The 12761-nt window shown below is 58.2% G+C and carries 14 protein-coding genes and 2 tRNA genes; 5 read left to right on the forward strand and 11 right to left on the reverse strand.

Going from position 1 to position 12761, the window contains the following annotated elements; all coding sequences use genetic code 11:
• Nucleotides 1-25: 25 nt before the first annotated feature.
• Both ABLX76_RS07380 and ABLX76_RS07385 read right to left on the reverse strand, forming a co-directional pair.
• A complete protein-coding gene (locus ABLX76_RS07380; RefSeq protein WP_348874346.1) occupies nt 26-742 on the reverse strand; it encodes a hypothetical protein in 717 nt (238 codons plus the stop codon).
• Nucleotides 743-787: 45 nt separating this feature from the next.
• On the reverse strand, nt 788-1222 hold the full coding sequence (locus ABLX76_RS07385) for a winged helix-turn-helix domain-containing protein (protein WP_023289962.1): 435 nt from the start codon (nt 1220-1222) through the stop codon (nt 788-790).
• Between the two features lie 401 nt (nt 1223-1623).
• Between ABLX76_RS07385 and ABLX76_RS07390 the strand changes: the two genes are divergently transcribed.
• Nucleotides 1624-1773, forward strand: coding sequence for a hypothetical protein (locus ABLX76_RS07390; protein ID WP_023289961.1), 150 nt, complete (start codon nt 1624-1626; stop codon nt 1771-1773).
• A gap of 87 nt (nt 1774-1860) precedes the next feature.
• Here ABLX76_RS07390 and ABLX76_RS07395 read toward each other — a convergent pair whose 3' ends face one another.
• Nucleotides 1861-2697 (reverse strand): MBL fold metallo-hydrolase, encoded by an 837-nt coding sequence (locus ABLX76_RS07395; RefSeq protein ID WP_110238317.1) that lies wholly within the window; start codon nt 2695-2697, stop codon nt 1861-1863.
• Nucleotides 2698-2704: 7 nt separating this feature from the next.
• Nucleotides 2705-3220, reverse strand: a complete 516-nt coding sequence (locus tag ABLX76_RS07400; protein WP_060589463.1) for a hypothetical protein — start codon at nt 3218-3220, stop codon at nt 2705-2707.
• A gap of 156 nt (nt 3221-3376) precedes the next feature.
• Here ABLX76_RS07400 and ABLX76_RS07405 point away from each other — a divergent pair, with 156 nt between their 5' ends.
• Entirely contained in the window at nt 3377-4261 is an 885-nt protein-coding gene (locus ABLX76_RS07405; protein ID WP_049014274.1) for a LysR substrate-binding domain-containing protein, read from the forward strand.
• Here the strand turns inward: ABLX76_RS07405 and ABLX76_RS07410 are convergent.
• Nucleotides 4258-5184: an AraC family transcriptional regulator gene (locus ABLX76_RS07410; protein ID WP_147734173.1), complete on the reverse strand. Its 927-nt coding sequence runs from the start codon at nt 5182-5184 to the stop codon at nt 4258-4260. The genes ABLX76_RS07405 and ABLX76_RS07410 overlap by 4 nt on opposite strands.
• Before the next feature lie 98 nt (nt 5185-5282).
• On the opposite strand from ABLX76_RS07410, the gene ABLX76_RS07415 reads away from it, so the two are divergent.
• Entirely contained in the window at nt 5283-6059 is a 777-nt protein-coding gene (locus ABLX76_RS07415; RefSeq protein WP_348874350.1) for an SDR family oxidoreductase, read from the forward strand.
• Nucleotides 6060-6180: 121 nt separating this feature from the next.
• Here the strand turns inward: ABLX76_RS07415 and ABLX76_RS07420 are convergent.
• Nucleotides 6181-6257 (reverse strand) — tRNA-Val (locus tag ABLX76_RS07420).
• Between the two features lie 4 nt (nt 6258-6261).
• Nucleotides 6262-6338, reverse strand: a tRNA-Val gene (locus ABLX76_RS07425).
• A gap of 253 nt (nt 6339-6591) precedes the next feature.
• Here ABLX76_RS07425 and ABLX76_RS07430 point away from each other — a divergent pair.
• Nucleotides 6592-7170, forward strand: coding sequence for a TIGR00730 family Rossman fold protein (locus ABLX76_RS07430; RefSeq protein ID WP_049013570.1), 579 nt, complete (start codon nt 6592-6594; stop codon nt 7168-7170).
• Between the two features lie 139 nt (nt 7171-7309).
• Here the strand turns inward: ABLX76_RS07430 and asr are convergent, their stop codons facing one another.
• Nucleotides 7310-7660, reverse strand: coding sequence for an acid resistance repetitive basic protein Asr (gene asr, locus ABLX76_RS07435; RefSeq protein WP_085551040.1), 351 nt, complete (start codon nt 7658-7660; stop codon nt 7310-7312).
• A gap of 177 nt (nt 7661-7837) precedes the next feature.
• Entirely contained in the window at nt 7838-9211 is a 1374-nt protein-coding gene (mdtK, locus tag ABLX76_RS07440) for an MdtK family multidrug efflux MATE transporter (protein WP_072420061.1), read from the reverse strand.
• A gap of 229 nt (nt 9212-9440) precedes the next feature.
• On the opposite strand from mdtK, the gene ABLX76_RS07445 reads away from it, so the two are divergent.
• Nucleotides 9441-10076: a riboflavin synthase gene (locus ABLX76_RS07445; protein ID WP_023289947.1), complete on the forward strand. Its 636-nt coding sequence runs from the start codon at nt 9441-9443 to the stop codon at nt 10074-10076.
• Between the two features lie 35 nt (nt 10077-10111).
• On the opposite strand, the gene cfa is transcribed toward ABLX76_RS07445, so the two are convergent.
• Nucleotides 10112-11260, reverse strand: coding sequence for a cyclopropane fatty acyl phospholipid synthase (gene cfa / locus ABLX76_RS07450; RefSeq protein ID WP_023289946.1), 1149 nt, complete (start codon nt 11258-11260; stop codon nt 10112-10114).
• Between the two features lie 294 nt (nt 11261-11554).
• Nucleotides 11555-12736: a purine nucleoside transporter PunC gene (punC, locus tag ABLX76_RS07455; RefSeq protein WP_065881515.1), complete on the reverse strand. Its 1182-nt coding sequence runs from the start codon at nt 12734-12736 to the stop codon at nt 11555-11557.
• Nucleotides 12737-12761 lie beyond the last annotated feature (25 nt).

Genomic DNA, 12761 nt, shown 5'->3' on the forward strand with positions numbered 1-12761 from the left:
TACGCGCAAAGCCTGGCGGTTAAAATCAAAACAATTTGCGAAACTCATTCAAATAATATGAATGAGTTTCGGCCGGTCGCGATGCAGCACGTCGTTGCCGGGCTGGCCGTACCCCTGTTCTATAGCAACTCAGATCGGCGCAGAGGCGGTTAAACGTGGCCTCCGCGGTCATAAAATGATGAAAATGGGTATGGCTGACGAGGCGAAAATTACTTTTGATCCGCTCCAGTCCGTTGTAAACCCGCTTGCGATTGACGCCCAGCGTGTCTGCCATCTGATTAGTCGACTGTCCGCCGACCACGCCACGGATCATCTGCATCTCCAGGTCATTGAGTGGGGCTCGCAGCCGGGAGGAGCGACTCTGACGCTGATGGCGCGGCGCGAAAGGGCGGCTGCGATCTGCCAGACGGAGCAGAAGGCGGCGGATCTCCTGGACGCTTTCCCGCTGGCTGACCCACAGGAGGGTATCCGCGTAAAAGGCGCGTCCGCGTTTGACGTTGTTGGCGGAGGTAAATCCGACCACCAGGCCGGGATAGCGCTGGGCTAATTCAGCAGCGGCCTGATAATCGTGATAGTTTTCCAGCGCTAAAATAATCACATCCAGCCCGGCCGGATCGGGCAGATGGCTGAGCGGCAGTGAATGAATAATGTTCAGACCGGGCAAGGTTTCCTGAATATCTCTGAAACACTGGGCGAGGCCGATATTAAAATAAATATTATTGCTGTGAATTAAAATATTCAAAGAATAAACCCTGTTACAAGCGATCTAAACGGCGCGGGAAGGAGATTAGCTGCGAACCAGAAGTTTATTCATATCAGCAGGCGAGGTGTTTATATAATTCATCATGCCCGGCGGTTTGAAGGAATAAATTTCGGCTACGCAAGCAGGATTAATATAATACCCTGCGCACTTAACGCGGATAATTAACACGCTTTCGACCCCCGCCTGGTTTAAGCGAGATTTTAAGGTCTGAATGACCTGCCATAATCGCTGCGCGGACGGACGGAGATTATTTTTCTCCCAGACGTTAATCATTAACTCTTCATCACTGACCAGACGTTCTCTGCCATGTGCCAGCAAATACTCCAGTAAACACGCCATGGTGCTGCGCAGCTGAACTTGCGTTCGCGTCCCACGTAACGCGATAATTTCCCGATGATGCAGGCAGTAGAAAATATTATCCGCTAACTTATAGCCAAGTAGTTTATAGCCTGTAGTCATCCACCACTCCCTGACAAATCCCCGTATTGCCGGTGCAGAGTACCCGCCTGCGGCGGTCTGACCAAGTGAATTTTATGAGCTAGAATAATCAAAACAATTAACCACATTCGCATACATAACTAGAATAAAAATCTGATAAAATCGCTCGCTTCTGTTGGATTATGTGGTATAGGAAAAGTCTTAATCAAGAGGTGTGCGAAGTTAAACGGTTGAAAATATAGGTGGTGGAAACAAAAAATTGCATTTACCTTGATCTAGATCAATTTTATGCCTTTCAGGTGGCAATCACCATTTACATAGCAAAACAAAGATTGAAATAACAACGTTTAAGTGATGATAAGCTGATTCTGAACTTATGGAATTACCCAGGGAACTGTTCATTACTTTTCAGGAGCGTTTTTATGGTCATTGCAACTCGTAAGCCTCTGTGCAACAAACGCTGGGCCGCCAGCCCGGCCTCTCAGGATCTTCAGTTGACCCAGCTGCGTCACCCCTGGGTCGCCACCACCGCCAGCTGCAAAAGTAAAAAAGGCTGGAAGCGCCGCGGTTAACGGCTAATCCACTTCCCCAGACACCACGCCCCGGTCGCGTTAATGCCACGACCGGGGTTTTGCTGTGATCGGTGTTCTGCGTGAAGGTCACACCGGGCGCAGGCAGTAGCCTGAGGCGGTATTCTCCACGCTGGCGAATCCCGGCAGGCCAAGATGCATACCGGCGACGAGCCACCGCTCGCTGGCGGCCTGGCGCAGGAGACTTTCCCGTGTACGCCGCGCCTGGTCAGGATCGACGTCAAAGGCCACCGATGCCTCTGGCCGGGCGCTCTGGATCGAGGGAAAGTGGACGATATCCCCCCAGATCAGCAGCGACGTTCCGCCCGCCTCGAGGCGATATCCGGTATGCCCCGGCGTATGGCCGGGCAGGGGACATGGTCGGATCCCGGCGATCCGCTCATTTTCATCGATAGCACGAATTTGCGTCGCGCAGATCGCCATTACGCGCCGGACGAGCAGCACGTTGCGTTGTCCACGCTCGCTGGCGTTGTCCAGTGTCGACGGCGCCAGCCAGTAAGCGCTTTCCCGCGAGGGCAGGAACACCCTGGCGTTGGGATAAGCCGGTGTACCGGCCGCGGTCAGCAGGCCGCCGATATGGTCCGGGTGCGCGTGGGTGAGGAGGATGGTGTCAATGTCCTCAGGGCGAACGCCGAGCAGCGCCAGATTGGCGATAAGCGCGCCGCCGACGCCGTTGGCCCCGCCGGTGCCGGTATCCACCAGCACCGTGTGCCCGCGTCCGCGGATCAGGTAAGCGCCGATCTCAATGATCTCCGGCGAGATTAACCCGGCCTGGCGCTGCAGACGCGCCGCCTCTTCAGGGGCAATCCCCGCCAGTAACGTCAGCGGCGCCGTCATCTGGCCATCACTGATGGCGCTTATCGTCAGGTCGCCTGCTGTCAGGGAATAAAAGGGAGCTGGTGTCATGTTGACCTCACGCTTGCTCCGCCGGGTGACGCAACCGGGCGGTAATGGGCTGATAGACAAAGACGGCGGCCGTGGCGGCGTGGGGATGCAGGTCGTCACGCGGGACGATGGCGGCATAGCGGGTATGCCGGGTGGCCAGACCGCCGGGCTGCAGGACGACCGGCGCAGCGACGGGCAGGGCTTCCACGGTATCGCTCAGCAGCAGCACCTCGTCCGGAGCAACCTCCCGCAGCGCGTTAGTTGTGAGATAGAGGTGGCGATGCCAGTCGGCGATCGCCGATTGCCAGCGGGCAAAATGACCGCCGCCGTTGCGGCGATAGGCGTCGCTGTCGATGACGGCGGCATCGCGGATATCGTGTAGCGCCAGGTAGCGAGGGCAGCCCTCGCTGAGCGCGCAGAAGCGCTGCGAGGCATGAAAACCGGGCACCGAGACCAGCGCCGGTAATTTTTCCAGATTGTAAAAGGTATTCCACGCCGCTTCGCTTTGCGGGTCGGTGTAGGCGCATTCGACGACATAGAGCATAGTGACCTCGAGAGACAGATGATTCAGCGCATAAGGCGCTTCAGTGAATTTACTTCATCCTATCTGGCGAAAATGGCGCTGAAAAACGATGTTTATTCAAGGCTCAGTGATATTCTGTCACTGATTTTCAGTCAGCCCGCACAAGGAGCATTGGCTATGCGTCGTAAAATACCCAGCAGCGCTGCGCTACTGGCCTTTGAGGCCGCCGCCCGCCACGGCAACTTTGCCCGCGCGGCGGCGGAGCTCGCGTTAACGGAAGGGGCCATCAGCCGGCAGATCGCCCGTCTGGAAGCGCTCCTCGACAGCAAACTATTCGACAGAATCGGGAGCCGGGTACGGCTCAATCCGGCCGGCGCCCGCTATGCCAGACAGGTCCGCGAGATCCTCAGCAGGCTGGAGCGGGAAACCCTCGACGTCAGCGGGATGCCGGCCGATGGCCGCAGTCTGGAGATCGCCGTGCTCCCCACCTTCGCCAGCCGCTGGCTCATCCCCCGCCTCGGGCAGTTCACAGCGCAGCATCCGCATATCGTGGTCAATATCGCCGCTCGCAGCGACCCCTTCATTCTGCCGGGCAGCGGATTTGATGCGGCTATCCATTTTGATCACCCGGCGTGGACCGGAATGGATGTGACGTTTTTGTTTGCGGAGTATCTGCTGCCGGTCTGTCATGCTGCGCTGCTGACGGATAACGATCTCCCGGGGCTGCTGAACCGGCTGCCGCGCATTCATCGGCGGCAAAATCCGGATGCCTGGCTGCACTATGCCCGGGAGTGTGGTCTGGCGCTGGATAACCCGGCGCAGGGGCCGCGCTATGATCTGCATGAGATGGCGATCGCTGCGGTACTCAGCCAGCAGGGCGTGGCCCTGGTGCCGAAGATGTATGTGGAGAGCGAGCTGCGTAACGGGACGCTGCTCGCCCCGTGGCCGGGCTCCCCGACGCTGGCCAAGCGCTTCTGCCTGATCAAACCCGGCGGCGGCGAGGGGGAGCCTGCGCTGCAGGCGTTTGAGCGCTGGCTGCAGACGACGATTGCGGCAGGTTAGCTTAAGGCGGGCCCGGGCGTACGCTGCGCCGCCCGCAGGCGGGCATATTTGCCCGGCGATGTCCCGGCATAGCGGGTAAAAGCCACGCTGAACGCGCTGGCCGAGCCATAGCCGAGGCGCTCGGCGATATCCGCCATGCTGATGCCCGACTCTCCCAGCCACCGCATCGCCAGGGTCATGCGCCAGCTCAACAGATAGCCCATCGGGGTCATTCCGGTCAGGCCGGTAAAGCGTTCAAACAACGTCGAGCGAGACAGCGCGCAGTCGGCGGCCAGGGCGTTGACGGTCCAGCGTCTGGCGGGAGCCTCATGCAGCAGACGGATTGCCTGGGCGATCCGCGGGTCGCTCAGGCCGCGCACCAGGCCTGGGGTGGCGAGTGTTTCGCAGGAGCGGATGGCCTCGATAAACAGCAGCTCAACCATCCGCGCCAGAACGAAAGATTTACCTGCGCGATCCGCCTGGGCTTCCTCTTTCAGCAGTCCGACAAAGGTGGCCAGCCGCGGCTGGTCGCGAATCACCACCAGGGCGGGCAGCAGCGAGGTCAGCAGGCTGGCGTTATCCGAATCGGCAGCGCAGTGGCCAATCAGCGCCAGCATCTCCGCCGGCTGGTCGAGGGCTCCCAGGCGAATGTATTCCTCCGCCAGTTTCACCGGAGTGGTCTCCAGCGCCGGTGAAGGCGGTGGGGTCAGGCTGGTAAGCGCGAAGCGGTACGCCGCCGGGATCAGCATAAAATCTCCGGCGCGCAGGGTCTGCGGCGGATGCTGGTCTATTTCCAGCCGACAGCCTCCTTCCAGCACCACGCCATAGAACGACATGCCCTGGTCCGAGCGAATGACGCGCCATTCTCCCGCCCCCTCAATGGTTTTGGTCAGCACCGCTCTGAGATTTAGCATCGCAATGATTTCCGCCAGCGGGTCGCTCATTTCCGGACTCCTGCTAAAGAATGATGGATTATTGACCCTATATCGTCCGGAGCGGGCTGTCTATGATGAAAAGGAAGAAGCCAATCGGAGACAGAGAGATGCAAACGATTATGATCACCGGCTGTTCATCGGGTTTTGGCCTGGAGACGGCGCGTTATTTTCTTGAACAGGGCTGGAAGGTTATCGCCACGATGCGGGTTCTGCGAGAGGATCTGTTGCCAGCCAGCGACCGTCTGCGGCTGGTGCGCCTTGACGTCACCTCAGCGCAGAGTATCGCCGAGGCGATTGCCGAGGCCGGAGAGATTGACGTTCTGGTCAATAACGCCGGAGTGGGGATGCTCAACGCCCTGGAGGGGGCGTCGCACGAGGCGATAGCGAACCTGTTTGCCACCAATACTCTTGGGACTATCGCCATGACCCAGGCGGTACTTCCCCGGTTCAGAGCGCGCCGTAGCGGGACGATCGTGAATATCACCTCGGCGGTCACCCTACAGCCGATGCCCCTGCTGGCGGTCTATACCGCGAGTAAGGCGGCGGTGAACGCCTTCACGGCGTCCCTGGCGCTGGAGCTGCGGCCCTTCAATATTCGCGTCGGGGTGATCCTGCCGGGACGCGATCCCCAGACCCGCTTCGGGGAAAACGCACGTCGAACGATGGGCCAGCTCCCGGAGAGCTATGCGGCGCTCGGCCAGCAGATCCTCGACAGCATCCAGGAAAACGCCAGCGTGACGCGGGCTGTCGATGTGGCTCAGGCCGTCTGGCGAATGGTGAACGATCCTGATGCCCCTTCGCGGCTGCCGGCAGGGGAAGATGCCCTGGCGATGGCGATGGCGATGGCGATGGCGATGGCGCAGGCCAGTCGGAGTCGCGAATAATCGGCTTTAGCTTTGTCGTTGGCAGGGTTCAATAACGTTCAGGCGGGAAGCGCAGAAGGCGTGCGTTTTCCAGTCAAGATGCTGCAGGGTAATGTTGAGAGGGAATGATAAGAAACAAAATTGGTGCGTCTGAATGGACTCGAACCATCGACCCCCACCATGTCAAGGTGGTGCTCTAACCAACTGAGCTACAGACGCATTATGGTGCGTTTAATTGGACTCGAACCAACGACCCCCACCATGTCAAGGTGGTGCTCTAACCAACTGAGCTACGAACGCAATGTTGTGGTGACAACGGGGACGCATATTAGCGGCAGGCAGGGGATGTGGCAAGAGGTAAACGTCACTTTTCTTGTACATTGCTTGCGATTGCGGATCTTTTACCCATTCCGGCGATATTTTACTGAACCACAAGGATATTTCTTCGCCAGCAGGCGCCTCGCCTCTCTTTTCTCCGCGGGTCTCAACCTGCGCACAAAGGTTGGCGTTGTGTTAAATTATCGCCCACCAGAAGAGAGGAGTAATAACGAAGATGAAATCGATAGGTATTTTCTGCGGTTCTTCAGCTGGCGAACATCCGCTGTATCTCGACACTGCCCGACGGGTTGGCCACACGCTGGCGCAGCAGGGCCTGGCTGTTGTCTATGGCGGCGGCAAAGTTGGCTTGATGGGGGCGGTTGCCGATGCGGCGCTTGAGGCCGGGGGCGTGGTGATTGGCGTGATGCCGCGCGGCCTGGTGGAACGGGAAATTGCCCATCGCGGGTTGACGGAGCTGCATGTGGTTGAGGATATGCACGAACGGAAAACCAAAATGGCGGCGCTGGCCGACGGCTTTATTGCTCTGCCGGGCGGAGCGGGGACGCTGGAAGAGATTTTCGAACAGTGGACCTGGGCGCAGCTGGGCATCCATGAAAAGCCGTGCGCATTTCTGAATATTAAAGGGTATTACGATCCGCTGCAGGCGATGGTCAATAACATGGTGCGGGAAGGGTTTATGCACCCGCGCTACGCGGAGATGCTGCCGTTTGCTGCCTCGGCAGAGGAGATTATCGCCGGTTTTCGCGACTATACGCCGCCGGCGCGTAAATGGGTTCAGCAGCCCGCTATTTAAACATCAAGCGAAGGGTAAACAGCGCGCAGACGATGAGCAGAACCAACAGCAATTCGAAGCGATAGCGTTGCAGCATGATGTCCTCCTGAAAAAAAACCGGCGCTATTCAGCGCCGGTTATCACCTTAACGCTCTGACCGTTATGCCGCCGGTTGTACCGCCGGTTTGGCTGCGTGGTGCGCCGCTTTGTGGTGCTTCTTCGCCGCCTGGGCTTTCTGCGCTACTGCCGGTTTCGCTGCGGCTTTATGGTGCTTCTTCGCCGCCTGGGCTTTCTGCGCTACTGCCGGTTTCGCTGCGGCTTTATGGTGTTTCTTCGCTGCCTGGGCTTTCTGTTCGGCTGCCGGTTTCGCCGCCGCTTTATGGTGTTTCTTGTGATGAACGGTGGTGTGGCTGGCTGCGGCAGCCGGGGTGGTGGTCGCGGCATCGGCGGCGAAAGCAACAGATGACAGACCCATAGCAGCGGCAACAACCAGAGCTAATACTTTTTTCATGCTGAAATCCTCGAATTGGTTTCCTGAGTAACCCCACTGCGGGGCTGTTGGCCACACTATATGCATCTCCGGGGCGCTCATCAGTGAGTCTTTGGTGTCGGGGAGTAACGGAATGTACAACGCCGGAACAAAACTGAAGAAAGAAAAAGCCCGCCGGGGTGGCGGGCTTTGGCAGGATTAGCGCGCGGCGCGCTGTAAGATAGTGCTGGAGGGCTGGCGCTGCAGAAAACGCATCCGCAGCATCATCATAATGGCGGCGGAGGTCAGGCCGATGATAAATCCGCACCAGAAGCCGGCGGGCCCCATGCGAGGGACAATCACGTCGGTCAGCGCCAGCAGGTAGCCGCTGGGCAAACCCAGCACCCAGTACGCGGTAAAGGTGATAAAAAAGATAGACCGCGTATCTTTATAGCCACGCAGGATACCGCTGCCGATCACCTGAATGGAGTCGGAGATCTGGTAGATCGCCGCCAGCAGCATCAGATGCGAGGCCAGCATCACCACCTCAGGGTTATCGTTATACAGCAGGGCAATCTGCTTACGCATCAGCACGGTAAAGATAGCGGTAAACACCGCCAGACAGACGCCCACGCCCACGCCGGTGCGGGCGGAAACCTGGGCATCGATCGTTGAGCCCTGGCCGAGGCGGAAGCCGACGCGAATGGTGACCGCGGCCGCCAGTGACAGCGGCAGAACGAACATCAGCGAACTGAAGTTCAGCGCAATCTGGTGGCCGGCGACGTCAATGATCCCGAGCGGAGAGACCAGCAGCGCGACGACGGCAAACAGGGTCACTTCGAAGAACAGCGCCAGGGCGATGGGCAGCCCCAGCTGCACCAACCGCAGCAGAACGGCGAAATCGGGGCCGCTGAAGCCCTCGGCGCAGCGGATATCGCGCATCGAACGCGCCCGGCGCACCCACCACAGCATGCTGGCGAACATCACCCAATAAACGGAGGCCGTCGCCACGCCGCAGCCGACGCCGCCCAGCTCCGGCATGCCAAAATGGCCATAGATAAAGATGTAGTTCACCGGAATGTTGACCAGTAAACCGATAAAGCCCATGACCATCCCGGGCTTGGTTTTCGCCAGCCCTTCACACTGATTACGGGCAACCTGGAAGAACAGATAGCCCGGCGCCCCCCACAGCAGCGCGCGCAGATAGCCAACCGCCTTCTCCGCCAGCAGCGGATCGATGTTGTGCATGGAGCTGATGATATACCCGGCATTCCACAGCACGATCATGATCAACACCGAGACCAGCCCCGCCAGCCAGAAGCCCTGACGCACCTGCGGCGCGATACGCTCCCGCCGCCCGGAGCCATTGAGCTGCGCCACTACCGGGGTCAGCGCCAGCAGCAGCCCGTGGCCGAAGAGAATGGCCGGTAGCCAGATGGAGGTCCCGATGGCCACCGCGGCCATATCGGTGGCGCTGTAGCCGCCCGCCATCACGGTATCGACAAAACCCATCGCCGTCTGCGCCACTTGCGCAAGAATGACGGGTATAGCCAGAGCTAATAACTGACGCGCTTCAATGAAATACTTCTGCACGTGAACACCTTTGTATTGTTGTTTTTTTGAGACTAAAAAAGCCGCCGTAACTGGCAGCAAGGGGATAAAAATGAGGAAATTCCAGTCTATTGTAGCGAGGATTAGCCATTAAGCCAGTGAAAAAAGAGTCGAGGCACGAAGCGCGCTGGCAACCGCTCAGCCCTCCTGTTATTGTTCCCGATAGCGAAAACGGTAATGATACCGTCATGATTTTCAACAGGAGCCAAACATGTTTACTGGTATTGTTCAGGGAACCGCGAAAGTGGTCTCCATTGATGATAAACCCAATTTTCGCACCCACGTGGTGGAGCTGCCGGCGCATATGCTGGAGGGGCTCGAAACCGGGGCATCGGTAGCCAACAACGGCTGCTGCCTGACGGTGACCGACATCAACGGCGCGCGCATCAGCTTCGATCTGATGAAAGAGACGCTGCGGATTACCAACCTCGGCGATATTCAGGTCGGGGATGAAGTCAATGTCGAACGGGCGGCGAAATTCAGTGATGAAATCGGCGGGCATTTGATGTCCGGCCATATTATGACCACGGCGGAAATCGTGAAGATCCTCACTTCCGAAAATAACCGTCAGATCTGGTTTAAAGTACAGGATCCGACGCTGATGAAATATATCCTTTATAAAGGATTCATCGGTATCGATGGCATCAGCCTGACGGTAGGCGAGGTGACGGCAACCCGATTCTGCGTGCATCTTATTCCGGAGACGCTGCAGCGGACCACGCTGGGGGCGAAGAAGCTGGGCGACCGCGTCAATATCGAGATCGACCCGCAAACCCAGGCGGTTGTCGATACGGTTGAACGCGTGCTGGCGGCGAAAGAGGTCGCGGCTAAGGTCAGTGAAGCCTGACAAAAAATCCCCCGCCGGTGAGCGGGGGGTGTTTTTTAACGGGCGACGCGCAGTCCGTGTTCAATCCCGCGCGAGAACACCACCTGCCAGAGCTGAATGTCGCGGGCGCGGAAGGCGCCGGCGCAGGCGTTCAGGTAATAACTGAACATGCGTTTGAAACGCTCAGAATAGTTATCGGCAATTTCCGGCCAGCTGGCGAGGAAACGCTCATACCAGGCCATCAGGGTGGTGTCATAATCGGCGCCGAAGTTGTGCCAGTCTTCCATCACAAAGTGCTTCTCGCTGGCATCGGCGATCTGCCGTACCGACGGCAGGCAGCCGTTAGGGAAGATATATTTATTGATCCACGGGTCAACGTTATGGTCGGTGACTTTGGAACCGATGGTGTGCAGTAAGAAGCGGCCGTTGGGTTTCAAATTACGATCGGCGACCTCAAAGTAGGTGGCGTAATTTTTGGGACCCACGTGTTCGAACATGCCGACGGAGACGATGCGGTCGAAGCTGTCGTGCAGATCGCGATAATCCTGAAGACGAATATCCACGTCAAGGCCATCGCAGCGCGCCTGGGCCATCTTTTGCTGTTCGGCGGAGATGGTCACGCCGACAACGCTCACCTGGTAATTCCGCGCCATATATTCGGCAAGACCGCCCCAGCCGCAGCCGATATCCAGCACTCGCATGCCTGGTTCGAGCTCCAGCTTACGGCAGATGAGATCCAGCTTATCCTGCTGCGCGGCTTCGAGGGTCTGCGCCTCTTTCCAGTACCCGCAGGAATATTGCATGTAGGGATCAAGCATCCGGCTGAAAAGATCGTTGCCGAGGTCATAGTGCTCTTTGCCGACGATCCAGGCGCGTTTTTTACTTTGCAGGTTAAACAGGCGAGCGCCTGCGATGCGGAGTGTGTCTTTGAAATGGTGAGGGAGTTGTTTTTCCAGCCCGGCGCGGAGCACTTTATGGAAGAATATATCCAGACGCTCGCAGTCCCACCAGCCGTCCATATAGCTTTCGCCTAAACCCAGCGACCCCTCCTGCAATACGCGTTTAAAAAAAAGAGGGTTTTTAATCCGCAGGTCTGACGGCGCGGAGCCATTGATTTCAATTCCCGCACGGCCCAACAATTCAGCTGCAATCCGGTACCAGTCATCATTTGGTACACTTACTTCTTCTATACACGATGAACTCATAGCTTCTCCATCACGCCCAAGTGATCAGAACCTTAAAACAGCGTAGACGCTTTTTTGGCTTTGTGAGAAATCTCACGGATAATCCGTGAAGTCGCTATCCGACGTAGAACAGAGGAAGGGAGATAACCCTTGCCGAAAGGCCTTCCATGGTGAAACGGAGGCATCCTGCATCCGTTAATCTGTTAAATATTTTTTATTTATGTGAACCCGGATTCAGTATAGGACGCTAAGTACTGGCTTTCAATAAAAATATCTTAGCGTGCTAACCACTGGTCCGGGCTCTGGCGACGGGCGTCAGGCGTGGGAAGAGTGGGCCGCCAGCGCTGGCGTCTGCTGCAGGCGATAACCCACTCCGGCTAACAAAATAGAGACCAGCATCACGCTGGTGGTGGTCAGCAGCGGTGTGGCGATCAGCGTGGAGACTAGCAGGCTGGTCAGGAAGCACAGGCCAAGCTGGAGGGTGTTCTGCAGCGCCGCCGCGCGGCCGGTTGCCTGCGGGAAAGGCTTCAGCGCCTGAGCGACCACGATGGGGTAGATCCCGCCGTTGACCACCGCCATCAGGCAGAACGGGATCATTAACGCCACCAGCGAGGCATGCGTTTGCAGACCCACCAGCCAGGTGGCGGCGACGCTGACGGCGAAGACCACCAGCAGCCACGGGAGCATTTGTTGCCCGGACCATTTTTGCAGCAGCGCGCGACAGCCATAGCCGCCCACCAGAAAAGCGATGGTCTGCGGGATATAGCTCAGGCCGATGGCGGTCGGGCCGTAGCCCATCTCATGAAGGATAAACGGCGAACCGGTAAGCCAGGCGAAGAAGCTGGCGGAACAGGCGGCGTAGATCAGGACGTTGCCGCTGTATTCCCGGGAGCGCAGCAGCGCCAGAAAAGTGATTTTCTTTTCAGCCACTGTGGCCGACTTAGCGGCGGCCTTCAGGCGCAGGGCAGGCAGCATCAGCAGCAGAGTGATGGCAAACAAGGTGGCGAAGATGGCTTGCCACTCGAAGTGCACCAGCAGCCAGCTGCCCAGCAGCGGGGCCAGCGCAGGGGACAGTCCTACCAGCGGCATAATAGTGGCGAAGATGCGGTTGGTGCGCTGGGCGGGATAGTAATCGGTCACCATCGCCTGCCAGGTAACCGCCGCGGCGCAGACGCCAATCGCCTGCAGAAAACGCAGCGCCAGCATCAGCGTGGCGTTCTGCACCCACAGCATTCCCAGGCAGCCGACCGCGAAAATCGCCAGGCCGCTCAGCAGCACCGGTTTACGCCCGTAGCGGTCTGACAGCGGCCCCCAGAAGAGCTGGCCCAGCGCGAAGCCGGCGAGGAACAGGCTCAGGCTGGCGCTAATGGATGCGGCGGAGGTGTCGAGATCCTGCTGCATGGCGGCAAATGCCGGCAGGTACATATCGGTGGCCAGAAAGCCCAGCACGCTCAGGCCGGCCAGCCAGACTAAAAATCCTTTCCCAGGTTGTGACATAACGTTCTCATTTTTGGAGTACAGG

The organism is Klebsiella sp. JB_Kp004 (assembly GCF_040065795.1).
GTDB classification, from domain to species: domain Bacteria; phylum Pseudomonadota; class Gammaproteobacteria; order Enterobacterales; family Enterobacteriaceae; genus Klebsiella; species Klebsiella quasipneumoniae.

What these genes read in the sequence shown, in the direction of transcription:
- ABLX76_RS07415 (WP_348874350.1), top strand. Translation starts at nt 5,283, where the DNA reads ATGCAAACGATTATGATCACCGGCTGTTCATCGGGTTTTGGCCTGGAG.
- ABLX76_RS07410 (WP_147734173.1), bottom strand. Translation starts at nt 5,184, where the DNA reads ATGAGCGACCCGCTGGCGGAAATCATTGCGATGCTAAATCTCAGAGCG.
- ABLX76_RS07385 (WP_023289962.1), bottom strand. Translation starts at nt 1,222, where the DNA reads ATGACTACAGGCTATAAACTACTTGGCTATAAGTTAGCGGATAATATT.
- asr (WP_085551040.1), bottom strand. Translation starts at nt 7,660, where the DNA reads ATGAAAAAAGTATTAGCTCTGGTTGTTGCCGCTGCTATGGGTCTGTCA.
- ABLX76_RS07445 (WP_023289947.1), top strand. Translation starts at nt 9,441, where the DNA reads ATGTTTACTGGTATTGTTCAGGGAACCGCGAAAGTGGTCTCCATTGAT.
- ABLX76_RS07405 (WP_049014274.1), top strand. Translation starts at nt 3,377, where the DNA reads ATGCGTCGTAAAATACCCAGCAGCGCTGCGCTACTGGCCTTTGAGGCC.
- ABLX76_RS07400 (WP_060589463.1), bottom strand. Translation starts at nt 3,220, where the DNA reads ATGCTCTATGTCGTCGAATGCGCCTACACCGACCCGCAAAGCGAAGCG.
- punC (WP_065881515.1), bottom strand. Translation starts at nt 12,736, where the DNA reads ATGTCACAACCTGGGAAAGGATTTTTAGTCTGGCTGGCCGGCCTGAGC.
- ABLX76_RS07395 (WP_110238317.1), bottom strand. Translation starts at nt 2,697, where the DNA reads ATGACACCAGCTCCCTTTTATTCCCTGACAGCAGGCGACCTGACGATA.
- cfa (WP_023289946.1), bottom strand. Translation starts at nt 11,260, where the DNA reads ATGAGTTCATCGTGTATAGAAGAAGTAAGTGTACCAAATGATGACTGG.
- ABLX76_RS07390 (WP_023289961.1), top strand. Translation starts at nt 1,624, where the DNA reads ATGGTCATTGCAACTCGTAAGCCTCTGTGCAACAAACGCTGGGCCGCC.
- ABLX76_RS07430 (WP_049013570.1), top strand. Translation starts at nt 6,592, where the DNA reads ATGAAATCGATAGGTATTTTCTGCGGTTCTTCAGCTGGCGAACATCCG.